This window comes from Kamptonema formosum PCC 10802 (genome assembly GCF_000332335.1).
Taxonomy (GTDB): Bacteria; Cyanobacteriota; Cyanobacteriia; order Cyanobacteriales; family Oscillatoriaceae; genus Oscillatoria.
In genome coordinates this window covers 6266718-6282795 of record NZ_KB235948.1, presented here as the reverse complement: position 1 = coordinate 6282795, position 16078 = coordinate 6266718, and the positions used below count along the sequence as shown (strand labels likewise).

Sequence of the window (16078 nt, the reverse complement as noted above, 5' to 3'; positions counted from 1 at the left end):
GTTACTTTTAGATCAGCACCACCCATCAAAAAGCAGAGCTTCAATGGATCTCGTCCTGTGCCACACAACAGCAGATTTTGACACCCTCGGCGCAGCGGTGGGACTGACCCGGCTGCAACCGGGGGCTCGCATCGTACTCACCGGCGGAACCCACCCCACCGTGCGAGATTTCCTAGCACTGCACCGCGACGAATACCCCCTCATAGAACGCCGGTCAGTCAGCGCCAAAAAAATACGCTCCCTCACCATCGTAGACACCCAGCTGCGCGACCGGCTCGGCAAAGCAGCCGAGTGGCTCGACCTCCCCGACCTAACAGAAATTGCCATCATAGACCACCACACAGAACTGCTTTCAGACATCCCCGCCACTCGCACCCAAATCGAGCCAGTCGGTTCCTGCACCACCCTAATCGTCGAGCAACTGCAGCGTGCCGCAACCACCGGCACCCTCCTCCCCAAAACCCCTATTCCCTCCTCCCCAAATCCCCAAATCCTCACCCCCTCCGAAGCCACCGTAATGGCGCTCGGCATCCACGCCGATACCGGCTCCCTCACCTTCGATCACTCCACCACCCGAGACGCCCTAGCACTCGCTTGGCTAATGCAACAAGGAGCCAGCTTGCCAGTAATCTCCGAATACGCTGACCCCGGTTTGTCCCCCCACCTGCAAGAACTCCTCACCCTCGCCCTAGAACAGCTGCAAACCGAAACCGTATCCGGCTACACTGTTTCCTGGGTGCTGCTGGAAACACCGGCATACGTCCCCGGAATGTCCAGCTTAGCCTCAGAATTAACCGACCTCACCGAAAGCGACGCCCTGCTGCTCGCCAACCGCTACCCCCTGCGCACCACCGGCGATCAGCGCTTGAGCGTCATTGGGCGCTCCCGCATCGCCGGCACCAACCTCAACGAACTCTTCAAACCCCTGGGCGGCGGTGGACATCCCAGAGCCGCCTCCCTCGTCCTCAAGGGCGACACAACCGCCACCTTCCACCGGCTCGTAGAGGACTTCAAAGCCCAAATTCCAATGCCGCCGATAGCCAGAGAGCTAATGTCCTCGCCGGTACGCACCATCCGCCCCGAAACCACCATTCACGAAGCCCAGAGAATCTTATTGCGCTACGGGCACTCCGGCTTATCCGTTGTAGACGCCAGCGACTCCCTAGCCGGCGTCATTTCCCGCCGCGATCTCGACATCGCCCTGCACCACGGCTTTTCCCACGCGCCGGTGAAAGGCTACATGACAAGCAACCTGAAAACCATCACCCCAGACACCCCCCTGCCAGAAATTGAAGCCCTGATGGTAACATACGATATCGGGCGGCTGCCGGTGCTGGAAAACGGGCAGCTCGTGGGCATAGTCACCCGCACCGACGTGCTGCGAGAATTGCACCAATTGAAGCTGCCCAAAGCGTGCCCTCCCTTGCGCAGCTGCCCCACCACCCCAACGCGCACATCCGTCAGCGAGCAACTGCGCCAGCGCATCGCTCCCGAATTGTGGCAGCTGCTCGCCACCGCCGCTAAACTAGCAGGAGAGTTGGGCTGCCAGCTGTATCTCGTCGGAGGAGCAGTGCGCGATTTACTGCTGGCTAACCCCGATGAAGTGCGGGCGCTCAGCGACATTGACCTCGTAGTAGACGGCTATCACCCCTCAGAATTCCCCAAATCCCCAAATCCCGGCATGCCAAATTCCGGGAGTGCCGGTGTGCAACTGGCTAAAGCCCTGCAAAAACTCTACCCCGGTGCCCGCTTGGACATTCACGGGCAATTTCAAACTGCTGCCCTCCTGTGGCACAAAGATCCGGTGCTGGACTCGCTGTGGGTGGATATCGCCACCGCCAGAACCGAATTCTATCCTTACCCAGCCGCCAACCCGGAAGTCGAAGCGTCTTCGATTCGCCAGGATCTGTACCGGCGCGATTTTACGATCAACGCCCTAGCGGTGCGCCTGACTGCACCCCGCGCTGGCGAACTGCTGGATTTTTTTGGCGGGTTGCTGGATTTGAGATCGCGCCAGATTCGCGTTTTGCACGCTAATAGTTTTATTGAAGATCCGACGCGGATTTACCGCGCCGTGCGGTTTGCTGTGAAACTGGGATTTGAAATTGATCCGCAGACGGAAGGGTATATCCGCCACGCGATTGAAAGCGGAATTTATGACCGCACGCAAGGGCATTTCAACCGCATGCCGGCGCTGGAAACCAGGCTGAAAACCGAGCTAAAATATATTTTGCAGGCGGCGTACTGGAAGCCGGCGCTGCAGATGCTAGACGATTTGGGAGCGCTCAAGTGCATCCACCCGACGCTGCAGCTGGATGAGCCTTTGTGGAAAAAGCTGCGTTTGACAGACCGCTGTTTGCGGCGCTATGATGTTGAGGGAACTTTCCACCACTGGCAAATGCGGCTGGAAGTGTTAATTGCTTATTTGGCGGCGGAATATCGCGAGCCGGTGGCGAAAAACCTGCAGCTGTCAGAGGATAGTATGCAGAGGCTGCGGGATTTGGCTGCAGCAGAAGTTGAGGTGATGGAATGTTTGCCGAAATGCGCCCGCCCGAGTGAAATTGTGCGGCTGCTGCGCCGGTATGAGCTGCCAACTTTGATTTTGATTGCGGTGGGCGGTCCGAGGGCAGTGCGCCGGCTCATTTGGCAGTATATCATTAACTGGTCGCGGGTTCAGCCGCCGCTGAATGGCCATGACTTGAAGGCGCTGGGGTACAAACCGGGGCGCGATTTCAAGCGCATCCTGGATGAGTTGCTGGCGGGGGCGCTGGATGGGGCGATTGCCGGGAAAGAGGATGCCAAGAGATTTTTGGCAGAGCGTTTTCCCCGCCACTAGAACCATTTTAATGGGCATGGGGACATGGGGCATTGGGTCATGGCGCAAAAGGGCATCGGCCCAATTCTGCCGAGAAGATTAGCAGTTTGGTGGCGGATATTCAGATGGCGATCAATTCTACGGTGCCGGTGACGGATGAGGGCATAAAAACGGTTGAAGCTGGGGTGCGACTGGTGCGGAGAATGGCTTCTGCTTTTGCCGGTGTTTCTAAGGCGATTGGCAAGGTGGTTGCGAACAATCAGCAGATATAGCAGCAGTCCGGAATGTAGGTTTCCTAAATGCTTACTGCTCTATAGACGTAGGGCAGGCGTAGCGCTAACGCGCCGCTGCGCTAACGCCGAGCCTGAAGGTCTAATGTTCTAACCTAAGTGCATACTGCTATAACTATCAAACTTTTGAAAAAAACAGCCGGCGTTTCTAGCCGCCCATGCTTCACTCGAAAAACTCCTATGAATGAAGGGGCAAATAGCAGCCGCAGCCAAGCAAGCAACTGATAGGGATGTGGTTAACACCGGCTTCTGGGTTTTCCTAGGAGTAATAATTGCGCCTCTCACCGCTCTTATTTTTGGCATTTTCTTGACCAATGCCTTGATTCAGCCGCTCAAGGGAGTTGTGAATCCGATCGCAAACTTTTCTAGTCAGCAACTCTCGCTTACTGCCCAGCAGCAAGCTGTTGCTATCCAGCAGGTGGTAGAAGCGATGAATGCTATCAATACCGGCGCGAAAGAACCGGCAAGCGGCATCAGTCAAACCCGGGCCGGCACCCAAAACCTCAACGAAGTCGCCCAGCAGCTCAAGGCTGTCGTGTAGCGGCGTCATAATTGCGCAATTCAGGAGTCTAGATGTGGGGGCTTGCAGGAGCCCCCTTCTGTCTCCTGAATTGTTAAATTCTACCCATTTTAGATTTTAGATTTTGGATGACCGGATTTTAAACCCACACATCGCGAGGTTTTCGTGGGTCAACAATACTATCTATTCCAACTTCTTTGGATGAAAACAAGGAAATTATCGCCTTCTAGCGGTAGGGGCAGGCTGCTGTGTCCCCCGGTTTCTTGCGACTTCAGAAGAATACAAGACCGGCTCCCCAGAACGTGATGTCAGGAGAGGCGCATAACAATTCCCCCCCCGCACTCCCCACTCCACCATAATATAACGTGACATCAGTGGCCTAGGGATAAAAGGCTTAGGACAGGCGTTCCCTCCGATCCGACTGTTTTAACCTAAGTGAATACTGCTATCTATTACTGGCCAAACTCCTGGCGGGCTAGCTCAACGAGATCGCCAGTAACAACTTCTAGCTCTTGTTCTCGAGCCAGCTGCTCAATGCGCTGCCGAGCCTGCGCCCGGACAAAATAGGGAATATTCTTAAATTTCGCCTTAGCCTCAGGCGTCCATTGCAACTCGTCGGTGAAATCAGGATCGGGCATGGCAGGTTCTGGAGATCGGTCGCGGGGGGGTTTTGTGGGGACGCAATTTATGGCGTCGGTTAGAGCGGTCGCGGGGGGAGAAAGTTATAGCAGTATGCACTTAGGTTAAAACATTAGACCTTCAGTCCCGGCGTTAGCGCAGCGGCGCGTTAGCGCTACGCCTCCCCTACGTCTATATCCCAGTAGTAATATGGGTTAGGACAATAGGAGCCGGAGTGCGGGGGTGCAAAAGAGGCCGAAATGTACGAACCTAACTGCCTACTGCGATACTTGTTGGAATGTAACTCGCTATGACTAGCTTACCACTGCTGAACCGCACAAGTGATGCCAAAAGAAAAAGCTCCTGCGTTAAAGCAGGAGCTTTTCGGAAGTCAGAAGTCAGAAGTCAGAATTAATTGATCAAACTCGCTTCTGATTAGTCGAGTTGGTTCATAGACATCACCGGCTCGTTCTCGCGGTCGATACCCTTTTCAAAACCGGCAGCGGCGGCGCGAGCGCGACCAGCATGCCAGAGGTGACCGATCAGGAAGAAGAAACCAAGCACGAAGTGAGAAGCCGCCAGCCAAGCGCGGGGAGAGACGTAGTTGAACGAGTTGATATCGGTGATAACGCCACCCACAGAGTTGATAGAACCCAGAGGAGCGTGAGTCATGTACTCAGCAGCGCGACGAGCTTGCCACGGCTGGATGTCGTTCTTGATCTTGTTCAGGTCGAGGCCGTTAGCGCCGCGCAGGGGCTCCAGCCAAGGACCTTGGAAGTCCCAGAAGCGCATGGTTTCACCGCCGAAGATGATTTCGCCGGTCGGAGAGCGCATCAGGTATTTGCCCAGGCCGGTGGGACCTTGAGCGGAACCGACGTTAGCGCCCAGGCGCTGGTCGCGGATCAGGAAGGTCAGAGCTTGAGCTTGAGACGCTTCCGCGCCGGTCGGACCGAAGAATTCGCTCGGGTAGACGGTGTTGTTGAACCAGACAAAGCAAGAGGCGATAAAGCCCATCAGGGACAGAGCGCCCAAGCTGTAGGAGAGATAAGCTTCCCCAGACCAGATTAAAGCGCGGCGGGCCCAGCCAAAGGGTTTGGTGAGGATGTGCCAGATGCCACCGGCAATGCAAATGATGCCAATCCAGATGTGACCGCCGATCACATCTTCCATGTTGTTGACGCTGAGAATCCAGCCTTCGCCGCCGAAGGGAGCCTTCGCCAGGTAGCCGAAGATCACAGCGGGGTTGAGCGTCGGGTTCGTGATCACCCGCACATCACCGCCACCCGGTGCCCAAGTGTCATAGACACCGCCAAAGAACATGGCCTTGAACACCAGCAGCAGGGCACCAAATCCCAAAAGAATCAGGTGGTAGCCGATGATGTTGGTCATTTGGTTCTTGTCTTTCCAGTCATACCCGAAGAAGCGAGAATACTCTTCGAGGGTTTCTGGACCGCGAACCGCGTGATAGATGCCGCCGAAACCGAGAACTGCAGATGAAATCAGGTGCAGCACACCCACTACAAAGTAGGGGAACGTGTCAACCACTTCACCGCCAGGACCGACACCCCAACCTTGGGTGGCGAGGTGAGGCAGCAGGATCAAGCCCTGCTCGTACATCGGCTTTTCGGGTACGAAGTGAGCGAGCTCGAACAGAGTCATCGCTCCAGCCCAGAAGACGATCAGACCCGCGTGGGCGACGTGAGCACCGAGAAGCCTCCCGGAGAGATTGATCAGGCGAGCGTTACCAGACCACCAGGCAAACCCGGTCGATTCTTGGTCGCGACCGCCCCCCATTACTAGAGCACTATTAAAAGACGTTGCCACAGGGTAGAACCTCTTTTGTCACCAACTATCAGGAGCTATCACTTTTAGATTTTAGATTCTAGATTGTAGATTCATCTGAAATCCAAAACCTAAAATCCAAAATTCTAAATTTTACAGATCGTTACTGCTCGGCAGAACTTCTTCAGGTTAGAGGAAGTTCTCCTGCGGCTGGTCAGCGGTAGCTATCCAGGCGCGGATGCCATCTTTGAGCAGAATCTTCTATCTATTTTAGATTTTAGATTTTAGATTTTAGATTCATCCGAAATCCAAAATCTAAAATCCAAAATTCCAGTTTTTACAGAGCGTTACCGCGAGGCAGGACTTCTTCAGGGAAGATGAAGCTCTCGTGCGGCTGGTCAGCGGGAGCCATCCAAGCGCGGATGCCCTCGTTGAGCAGGATGTTCTTAGTGTAGAACGTTTCAAACTCTGGATCTTCGGCAGCCCGCAGTTCTTGCGACACGAAGTCGTAGGCCCGCAGGTTGAGGGCCAGACCGACTATGCCGATGGAGCTCATCCACAAGCCGGTCACGGGGACAAACAGCATGAAGAAGTGCAGCCAGCGCTTGTTGGAGAAGGCAATCCCGAAGATTTGCGACCAGAAGCGGTTGGCGGTGACCATCGAGTAGGTTTCTTCCGACTGGGTGGGTTCAAAGGCCCGGAAGGTGTTCGCGCCTTCGCCGTCTTCAAACAGGGTGTTTTCTACGGTAGCACCGTGAATGGCGCACAGCAGCGCCCCACCCAGGATGCCGGCCACGCCCATCATGTGGAAGGGGTTGAGCGTCCAGTTGTGGAACCCTTGCAAGAACAGCAGGAAGCGGAAGATCGCTGCCACGCCGAAGCTGGGTGCGAAGAACCAGCCGGACTGGCCCAGTGGGTACATCAGGAACACGCTGACGAACACCGCAATCGGGCCGGTGAAGGCGATGGCGTTGTACGGACGGATGCCTACCAGACGGGCGATTTCAATCTGGCGCAGGCAGAAGCCGATCAGACCGAAGGCACCGTGCAGGGCGACGAATGTCCACAGACCGCCCAGCTGGCACCAGCGGGTGAAGTCGCCTTGGGCTTCCGGACCCCACAGGAACAGGATGGAGTGTCCCAGGCTGTTCGGAGGGGTGGACACGGCGACGGTCAGGAAGTTGCAGCCTTCCAGGTAGGAGGAGGCCAAGCCGTGGGTGTACCAGGAGGTGACAAAGGTGGTGCCGGTCAGCCAGGCCCCAACCGCCAGGTAGGCGCAGGGGAACAGCAGCAGTCCAGACCAGCCGATGAAGACGAACCGATCGCGCTTAAGCCAGTCGTCGAGGACGTCAAACCATCCTCTTTGCGCTGACTCGCGTCCGATTGCAATGGTCATTTGGTTCAAACCCTCTTGTCTTAAAACTCAGGTTTCTAAGTAACTTAACATAACTATATATGAGTTTGACCAAAATTTGACAACCCCCCCTGCCAAAAAAATTTCGGGCCAGCTGAGCCGGTGTGCCAGTCGTCGGGCTTTGGCGTCTCTGAACCCCAGTCAGGGACACCGGCGCTGCCGGTGTGGTGTATTGTTAAGGAATGTTGTCCTTCCCTGCGGGTGGCTCGATGGGTCAAAAATTTCCCCCTCACGCGGCAGCACCGGCATCAATGCCGGTGGCAGCTGTGAGCGGGAATCCCCAACCCGGGACTGAAACAACCCAAATCAGGACTGAAGTCCTCACTACAAACTGAATTGAGCGCTAGTGTTCCATGACTGGACAAACCCTCTCCAAGAGCGAACGCACACTCCGCAAGGAGATTGTCGGCTCTCGCCGGCTGAGCAACTATTTTTGGGCCACGGTCATCTCTGTGGGGGCCACAGGCTTTCTCCTGTCCGGGATTTCCAGCTACCTGAAGGTGAATCTGCTGCCTTTGTCTGACCCCACCGAACTGGTGTTTGTCCCGCAAGGGCTGGTGATGGGGCTGTATGGGACCGCCGGCTTGCTGCTCAGCCTTTACCTGTGGCTGACGGTACTCTGGGATATCGGCGGCGGCTACAACGAATTCAACAAGCAAACTGGCGAGATTCGCATCTTCCGCTGGGGCTTCCCCGGCAAAAATCGCCGCATTGAGCTGACTTACAAGACCGCAGATGTGCAATCCGTTCGGGTGGACATTAAGGAGGGCCTCAATCCCCGCCGCGCCCTCTATCTGCGGCTCAAGGGCAAAAAAGATATTCCCCTGACTCGGGTGGGCCAGCCCCTGCCCCTGTCGGAACTGGAAAATCAGGGAGCAGAACTGGCTCGCTTTCTCGGGGTTCCCCTGGAAGGCTTATGATCGAGAAGCCATCGTGCTATCAGCTTTCAGCTGGCCAATGACACCAGGCATGAGGCTGACAGCCGACAGCTGGGAATCGTCACGCCGGTCTTCTAGGTGATTTAAAATGCAGAGCCAAATTCGGCACTGGTTAGTGTCTGCAATCTTTCTGGGCGCGTTGCTCGTGGGGGGGTGCGCCCAGCAGCAGGCAACTTCCCCCTCTTCGCCCAATGCCTCAACGGCCCAAACAGCCACAGCACCGGCTGCTGTGGCCAGCAACCCGCAATCGAGCAATTTACCCCGACTGGAAGGTAAGGCAACGGTGCTGATGGTTGTTAAAGGCGAAGCGATTACCATCGAAGTCGATGGCACCAACGCCCCGATCACCGCCGGCAATTTTGTCGATCTGGTGCAGAGAGGAGTTTACGACAAGCTGGCCTTTCACCGCGTGGTGCGGGAGCCGACACCCTTTGTGGTTCAGGGGGGCGACCCGCAGGGCAAAGACCCCAACGTGCCGCCAGAAGCTTTGGGAACTGGCAGTTTTATTGACCCAGCCACGTCCCGCCCTCGCTACATTCCCCTAGAAATTAAGCCCAAAGGCGCGAAAGAGCCGGTATACAGCAAGACGCTCAAAGATGCCGGTGTCGCGGCGCAACCTGAGTTGCGGCACACGCGCGGTGCTGTGGCGATGGCTCGTTCGTCTCCGCCAGATTCGGCGTCCTCGCAGTTCTACTTTACTTTGGCGGATCTGCCGTTCTTGGATGGCAGCTATGCGGTGTTTGGCTATGTCACTCAGGGCATGGATGTGGTTGACAAGATTCAGCAAGGCGATCGGATTGAATCGGCTAAGGTGACGCAGGGCATTGAAAATCTCAGGCTGGGCGGCAAATAGCCCTTTGGCCCAAAGCAGGGCGGGGAACCCCGCCCCGGAATCGCAAAGCACCGCACTGGGCACGCCCGTGGCGCTCCCGCAACGCCTGCGCCGGCAGCCCCCGGCGCAGACTTTACAGTATCTGTGCGATTTGTGGGTATTAGAGATGTTGCAAAAATCTCTGTTAAAGTTCTGCCCACCCCTGCTCTTATAAAAGAGAGAGAGCCAGAATTGTTAGCGATCTCTGTGAGTTGGGGGGATTGGGGAGGGGAAAATGAGAGAATTTTGCAATAACTCGGTTGTCGTTACCGGCATTGGTCTGGTCTGCGCTTTGGGCGACAGCTTGCAGGATAGCTGGCTGCGCCTGCTGGAAGGCAAGTCTGGCATCTTTGCCCATCAACCTTTTCCAGAACAGCCACCCAGACCTCTGGCACTGATTGGCTCAAAACCGGCTCATTTGCCCTCGCTCACCCCGCAGGTTGTGGCGGCGGCGCTTAGGGATGCCGGTCTGGAACCGCCGCTGATAGACTGCGGGGTGGTGCTCGGCTCCAGTCGCGGCCATCAGGCCCAGTGGGAAATGCTGGCCCGGAAGTTTTATGCCGGGGATCGTCAGGAGGGCGCAGGCGCGGGCGTATCGCCTGCGCCCAGTGTGCCTGGTTATGCCGACTGGCTGGATACGCTGCCCCACATGGGGGCGATTTCGGCGGCGCGGCTTGTCGGGGCCGCAGGGCCGGTGCTGGCACCAATGGCGGCTTGCGCTACGGGAATTTGGGCCCTGGCGCAAGGGGCGCTGCTGGTGGCAATGGGTCAGTGCCAGCGGGCTATTGTCGGTGCCGTGGAAGCGCCGGTGACTCCGCTGACTCTGGCCGGATTTGCCCAGATGGGCGCTTTGGCTGATACCGGCTCGTATCCCTTTGACCGGCACCGGCAAGGTATGGTGCTCGGAGAGGGTGGCGCAGTGTTCGTGCTGGAACCGGCTGAGCTGGCTCTCCGCCGGGGGGCGCGAATTTACGGAAAAATTTTGGGTTTTTCCTTGACAAATGATGCGCGTTATGCTAATGCGCCGGAGATGGGGGGGAGGAGCGCCCGGGCGGCTGTGATGCAGTGCTGTCAGCGCGCCGGGATTGGTTTATCTGAGATTGATTATATCCACGCTCACGGCACCGGCACGAGGCTCAATGACGAGTTTGAGGCGCTGCTGATTGCGGAACTCTTTCCCCAAAGGGTGCCGGTGAGTTCCACCAAGGGAGCCACCGGTCACGCCCTGGGAGCGTCTGGGGCGCTGGGCGCGGCGTTCTCCCTGATGGCGCTGCAGAACCAGGTTTTGCCGCCAAGTGTGGGGTTGAGCGAGCCGGCGTTTGATTTGGATTGGGTGCGGGTTTCGCGTGCGGCTGAGATTCGGCGAGCGCTTTGTTTCAGTTTTGGGTTTGGGGGGCAAAATGCCGTGGTGGCGTTGGGAAAATTCGAGTCGAATGCCTGAAGGTTGAAACTGCTGCTGTAGCGCCGCAGGCGCAGGGAAGCTAGCTTTTGAGTTTGCTATTGGACTGGCGCTGCTTTCTGCCGGCGGAACTCCCTGGCGCTCGCACAATTCCCTTTCTCTCCTGAACCCTCTCTCTGTAGGATTTGAGTGCCGTTGAAATGCGCAAGTCCCTCACTCGTCGCCAACTCCAAAGGAAGGAGGAGCAGACTGCATTTTTGCAGGGCTAGCTTCTCATATTATAGCGTTTTTCATTACTTTGTGAGGTACTGAGAAACCCGGCGAGCGTAGGATTAGACCCTTCCGCCCTCTTTCGGGATTTTGGGGTGTATTTCATCCAACTGAAAATCGCTATAATTTGAGTTATAGCAGTAGCCACTTAGATTAGGACATTAAACCTTCAGGGGGGGCGGGACGCCTGCCCTACGTCTATATAGCAGTAAGCATTTAGGAAACCTAGATTCCGGCCTCCCTTGCTCCCCCGCTCCCGAAGCTTCTATTGTTCTAACCAATATGACTGCTGCTATATCAGGAGTGAGGGGTTTGGGGGCTGCATAGAAGGCGCGCTCATCCAGATGTGACTCCAGTGTCGCGCTAGCGCCGGAGCTTTCCCAGCTGGCAGTCCGGCGAGTGAGCTCGCCGTCCGGCACCCTTCCGGCACGCATCTGAAATGCGTGGGCCAGCATCACTGATTTCCCCCCTCCGACCAGCGCACTTTTCCCCAAAAGAGACAGCCGCTTGCCGGAACGCTGCCGGCTGATCTCAAATTCGCTTAAATACTTATAATAACAGCTTCAGGCGGACAGCTTTTTTCCGCACGATGCCCCTCGTTCTAGGTCTGTATTTTAAATCCAAAAACCAGGGATATAAAATCAACATTGGGAGAATTTGGCAGCGGTGATGGGGCGGGAGTGTGGGAGCATTTCGGGTGCGATAGGAGGATTTAAAAATTGAAATATAAGCTACTTTAAGCAATCTAAAAGGAGGTGAGATCGAGGCGTCGCGCTTACGCGATGCCTGCCAGCTCTCCAAAATATGTTATAATCTCAGCTCACAATCAATTTAGCTGTTAGGCTTTTAACCTGCTTTTCCGTTGAAAGGAGGCAGAGCCTCCAGATTGCCTTCCCAGCTTAAGCGGGAAACGAGAGAATAGAGATGGGTAGTGCAAATTCAATGCGTCATAGCTTCCTATAGAGCGCTATAATAGGGGGGATGGATTAAATCAACTCTTTTAGCGGGCTATAAAATGAAAGCATTTGCCCAAAGAATGTTGGCTTATTAATAAGCGTTCTGGCGGGTCCCCCTGCCAGAGCCGATCCAAACAAGAACTCTGCAAGTTTAAATTTCCACCCCTTATCCCCCCGCCCCTGCGGGCTATCAATCATTTTGAGTGCTTGTTTAAATTAAATACTTTTTTAATAAAAATTTAATAAAAATTTTCAGCCAAACAGGTAAAATAGCGAAATGGGAGAGATGCTGGTCGGTCGGGGCAATCCGTATGGGTGCCGCAGGGGCGCTCCTTGTAGGTGCCCTCCAGTTAACTTCGCAGGTGCCTGTGGTTTGCGCCACGGCTTGCGCCAGCCGACTTAGCGTACCGGTGGACAGCAGGACGTCAGCTGGAACACTCCTCGCCGTCTGAGAAGTATTGACCACTTCACCCGGGGTAGCCATCAGGGAATATAGAAGACAGCAGCTTCCTACACTCACGATGCAGGTAATCAAGCATGAATCTGAAATCGCACCGGTTTATCTCCTATTTTGAACCGGAGCAAGCTGCCCAATTGTGCCAGGTGGCTATTCTGGAGAGCTTTCCGGATGGAGGGGTTATTTTTGAAGAAGGCGAAATCTCTGACTGTTTATACCTAGTTTTAGCTGGCCAAGTTGCGGTTAGCAAACGCATCGCTTCAGATAAATATCAAGGCGTTGCAGTGGCGGGCCCAAATGACTTTTTTGGCGAGTTCGGGGTTTTAGATGGACAGCCGCGCAGCGCACGGGCTATAGCTTGCGGGGAGGCAACCCTAGCCAAGATAGAGCGGGACCGGCTAATGGAAATTTTGCAGAATACGAAAAGTCCGGTGGCGATTAACCTGTTCGGTTACATTATTCAGCGGGTGAGAGCCACAACGGAGGAATATGTAAATGAGGTGTTCCACAAAGAGAAAATGGTGCTGGTCGGAGAGATGGTAAACAGCATTATGCACGATTTCAAAAACCCGTTTGCCGGCATCTATTTAGCCAGTGTCATGCTGAAAGAACTGCATCACGACCGGCAGAGTCAGGAGTATTGCGAGCTGATTCAAGCGCAGATCCAGCGCATGTTGAGGATGGCAGATGAGGTGTTGGAATTTGCGCGTGGCGCCAGCGTGCTGGACAGACAGCCCGTCAACCTCGTCGCTCTTTTGGAACAGTTTCAAAAGCTAAACCGCGCTTATTTTGAATATGCCAAAGTCGAGCTGGCAACTCGGGTAGAAAATGTGTCAGTCAGCGCTGATGAGAACAAGCTCATGCGCGTTTGGCAAAATCTGGTGACGAACGCCGTAGAGGCGTTCAAAGGTCACAGCGGTCGGGTAGAAATCACCGCTAGGGCCGCTGGCGAGTGGGCGGAAATAAATATTAGCGATAACGGACCCGGTATCCCGGAGGCAATCCGCTCGCGTTTATTTGAACCGTTTGTCACCTATGGAAAAGGCGGTGGCACCGGCTTGGGAACAGCGATCGCCAAGTCGATTATCGACGCCCACGGTGGGGAGATTTCTTTTCAGTCAGAAACCGGAGTTGGGACAACATTCTATATCCGTTTGCCGCTCTTAAAAACCTAGATTTTAACCCTCTGTTTAAAGCAGTGGTGGCGTTCTCGTCACACACCATACTTTTAGGGAACCACACTGCGGCCACCCAAACGCCTTAAGATTACGCAGAAAAAGCTGCGTTTTTTTGTATGATTTACTGAAGGGCTTATCGAGCAAAGTAAAAACCGAGCTTTTCCTCTCAAAATTTAATCCTTGAGATTGCATAATATTGAAATATAAATTGTACAGAACCTTCAAAAAAGCCAAGATATGAATAAAGGTAAACTTTGCGCTCTGGAGATACAGGACGCCCTCGCAAAACGTTTTTATACGCAATGCTAAGAATAATTCTGGCCAGACAGCTGAAACTGCTTCTAAGGAAACTTAACCGAACAATAAGGGTCGGGTTTCGCAGGTTCGCTAATGCAGAAAGAATTGGCCTAGTTTGTCCAATTCCCCGCTGCAAGCGGCAGAGATAGTCAACAGACATGCGTCGCTGTGGGATATAGTGCTGTAGCTGCATAGCTGGATTGTACCAAAGTTCGTAACCGGCATTACGAATCCGCAATACAATTTCAACGTCCTCGCCAGAAGTCAGCTGTTTTCCCTTCCTTCCTACCAGAGCTATCTTATCCAACCAGCCAGAGGCGAGTAATGCCGAGCGTCGCAGCACTAAGCCAGCACCAACAAGATAGGTATCGCCTGTGGAAGGCATCTGAAGCAGTAAATCACCGCGATCCTGGCAGGCTAAGGAATTCTGAAACTGTAAAACAACTGAATCTGGTGGAACTTCCCAAAGCAATTGCACTCTGCTGCCTGCGGCACCGGCTTTTGGGTGTTCCCTAAAAAACATAACTGCTTGCTGCACCCAATCTGGCGACAGCAGACAGTCATCATCCACAAAAGCAATCAACTCCGATGCAGTCTCGCAGATAGCGCGGCGACGAGCGTAAGCAAGTCCCTGGCAAGGTTCATGCAGGCTACGCAGCCGGGAAATACGTCCAGAGCCCGCATACTTCTGCACAACAGCAGGTGTTTCGTCCGTACTATTGTTATCTACCACCAGCACCGACCACCGAATTGACGGGTTTACCTGTTGCTGCTCAATCGTAGCTAGCGTGCGCTCCAACAGATGAGCGTTGTTGTAAGTACAAATTGCTACAACTATTTCCTCCTCTGGCTGAACTGATTGAGATCGCTTAGACAGTTCCATAAAAATATTTTGCCCTGCAAATCTCCGACTTAACTACCATACCTTATCTTGCGAACGCAAGATACCATCCGACTTCACAAAGCCAACATCAACTTGACCCTATTCAGGATAAAGCCCGTCGAGAATCGACCAGATCGTAAACTCGCTGATAGGCAGCTTGACCCCATTCTATCTGTCGCCTTGCAGATTCCAGTAACTGAAGCCTTACTGCCTCTGCTGACCTCCAGGCATTGTCAATACTAACTATCAACTTCTCCCGCAGCTGATTGTCTTCCAAAAGAATTACCTCGCAGCCAGTACCAAATTGCTCTGCCAATCCCAGGAACTTATCTATATAATACTGAGACTTCGCTAAACCGACTACAGGTATGCCTTGAGCCAGTGCGAAAACACCGGCGTGATAGCTTCCGGTCACAACAACACGACATTCTCCTACCTGCTTGATGACCTTAAGCGGAGTATCAAGGCTCTGACCTCCATCAGAGTTATCGTCATATCCAGCCATAAGTTTCTGAATTGTTTGAACGTCAGAGGCATCTTGCGAAATGGGGAGTGGGATCAATAAAGCCCCTTTTATTATAGCAACATCCTGTAATGCTGAGCGAACAGTTTCAAGCATATTTCCACTAACACCTGCATATTTAGCCATCCGAAGGTTTACTCCAATTCCCTGTCCAAGTTCCGTATTGCGAGCCTCATAAGCTAACTCGATTGCATCATCACCAGTCGTTATCACACGTTTCTGGGAGACACCTAATGATTCAAGAAGTGGAATCCCAGCTCGCCTCTCCCGCAGGGTGATTAAATCCACCGATGGCAGAACCGCCTTCGCTATTGTGCGTAACCTCGGATTCTCAAGGGGGCCTAAGCCATGTCCGAGCATGACTGTTGGCTTGCCTAGCTTTTTAGCCATACCCAACATACTCAAAACCGTACTGGCCAGTTCCGGAAATTCATCAGTAATGTATCCTCCCCCGGTAGCGACTACCAAATCAGACTCGTAAACCGCCTCTAAAAACGATTTAAAATTTTTATTATCATGCCGCCGAACCTTTAATTTAAATTGCAACCAGGAGCGTACCAGAGAAGGTGCTTGCTGGCGCAGTTCCCACTCTAAATCTGACCAATGCTGAGCAATTGAACTAGGCAGAAGCAGAGAGAATCGACCGATTAGAGGAGAGAACCACATGTTGCGTCCAGACAGGTTTATTGGCAGCGCATTTGGACAGAATTTTGCCAGCTTATCTGGGGCATAAGTTAAAACATTTATCGAAGAGTCAGGCCAGAAATTGCTAAGTCTTTCTAGAGCAACTCGCAACATGAAAATATCCCCTAAATTGCCTAATCTGTGAGCGCCATTTTCTACATATATGTTCATCCAAATAATCTC

The 16078-nt window shown here is 54.0% G+C and carries 13 protein-coding genes; 8 read left to right on the top strand and 5 right to left on the bottom strand.

Features of this window, described 5'->3' with window-relative positions:
- Window positions 1–43: 43 nt before the first annotated feature.
- From OSC10802_RS0127695 to OSC10802_RS56765, 3 genes are all read left to right on the top strand, one after another.
- A complete protein-coding gene (locus OSC10802_RS0127695) occupies window positions 44–2836 on the top strand; it encodes a CBS domain-containing protein (protein WP_017720030.1) in 2793 nt (930 codons plus the stop codon).
- A 104-nt stretch (window positions 2837–2940) separates the two neighbouring features.
- Complete coding sequence (locus OSC10802_RS51275; protein WP_198525207.1) at window positions 2941–3087, top strand: hypothetical protein; 147 nt, start codon at window positions 2941–2943, stop codon at window positions 3085–3087.
- A gap of 202 nt (window positions 3088–3289) precedes the next feature.
- Window positions 3290–3646 carry a hypothetical protein gene (locus OSC10802_RS56765; RefSeq protein ID WP_026098879.1) on the top strand — a complete coding sequence of 119 codons (357 nt, stop codon included), beginning with the start codon at window positions 3290–3292 and terminating at the stop codon, window positions 3644–3646.
- A gap of 431 nt (window positions 3647–4077) precedes the next feature.
- Here OSC10802_RS56765 and OSC10802_RS0127680 read toward each other — a convergent pair whose 3' ends face one another.
- The 3 genes from OSC10802_RS0127680 to OSC10802_RS0127670 form a co-directional block, all read right to left on the bottom strand.
- Window positions 4078–4263 (bottom strand): PCP reductase family protein, encoded by a 186-nt coding sequence (locus tag OSC10802_RS0127680; RefSeq protein WP_017720029.1) that lies wholly within the window; start codon window positions 4261–4263, stop codon window positions 4078–4080.
- 415 nt (window positions 4264–4678) lie between these two features.
- A complete protein-coding gene (gene psbC / locus OSC10802_RS0127675; protein WP_017720028.1) occupies window positions 4679–6037 on the bottom strand; it encodes a photosystem II reaction center protein CP43 in 1359 nt (452 codons plus the stop codon).
- A gap of 325 nt (window positions 6038–6362) precedes the next feature.
- A complete protein-coding gene (locus OSC10802_RS0127670) occupies window positions 6363–7421 on the bottom strand; it encodes a photosystem II reaction center subunit D2 (protein ID WP_017720027.1) in 1059 nt (352 codons plus the stop codon).
- A 76-nt stretch (window positions 7422–7497) separates the two neighbouring features.
- Here OSC10802_RS0127670 and OSC10802_RS51265 point away from each other — a divergent pair, with 76 nt between their 5' ends.
- From OSC10802_RS51265 to OSC10802_RS0127630, 5 genes are all read left to right on the top strand, one after another.
- Window positions 7498–7734 carry a hypothetical protein gene (locus tag OSC10802_RS51265; RefSeq protein ID WP_155968463.1) on the top strand — a complete coding sequence of 79 codons (237 nt, stop codon included), beginning with the start codon at window positions 7498–7500 and terminating at the stop codon, window positions 7732–7734.
- Between the two features lie 58 nt (window positions 7735–7792).
- The gene (locus OSC10802_RS0127665; RefSeq protein ID WP_017720026.1) at window positions 7793–8359 is read left to right on the top strand and encodes a photosystem I assembly protein Ycf4; all 567 of its coding nucleotides are present in this window, start codon (window positions 7793–7795) and stop codon (window positions 8357–8359) included.
- 106 nt (window positions 8360–8465) lie between these two features.
- On the top strand, window positions 8466–9230 hold the full coding sequence (locus OSC10802_RS0127660) for a peptidylprolyl isomerase (protein WP_017720025.1): 765 nt from the start codon (window positions 8466–8468) through the stop codon (window positions 9228–9230).
- 253 nt (window positions 9231–9483) lie between these two features.
- Complete coding sequence (locus OSC10802_RS0127650) at window positions 9484–10689, top strand: beta-ketoacyl-ACP synthase (protein WP_017720023.1); 1206 nt, start codon at window positions 9484–9486, stop codon at window positions 10687–10689.
- A gap of 1721 nt (window positions 10690–12410) precedes the next feature.
- Window positions 12411–13505 (top strand): sensor histidine kinase, encoded by a 1095-nt coding sequence (locus OSC10802_RS0127630; protein WP_017720019.1) that lies wholly within the window; start codon window positions 12411–12413, stop codon window positions 13503–13505.
- A 169-nt stretch (window positions 13506–13674) separates the two neighbouring features.
- On the opposite strand, the gene OSC10802_RS42100 is transcribed toward OSC10802_RS0127630, so the two are convergent.
- Both OSC10802_RS42100 and OSC10802_RS0127620 read right to left on the bottom strand, forming a co-directional pair.
- The gene (locus OSC10802_RS42100) at window positions 13675–14688 is read right to left on the bottom strand and encodes a glycosyltransferase (RefSeq protein WP_017720018.1); all 1014 of its coding nucleotides are present in this window, start codon (window positions 14686–14688) and stop codon (window positions 13675–13677) included.
- A 103-nt stretch (window positions 14689–14791) separates the two neighbouring features.
- On the bottom strand, window positions 14792–16066 hold the full coding sequence (locus tag OSC10802_RS0127620; RefSeq protein ID WP_026098877.1) for a polysaccharide pyruvyl transferase family protein: 1275 nt from the start codon (window positions 16064–16066) through the stop codon (window positions 14792–14794).
- Window positions 16067–16078 lie beyond the last annotated feature (12 nt).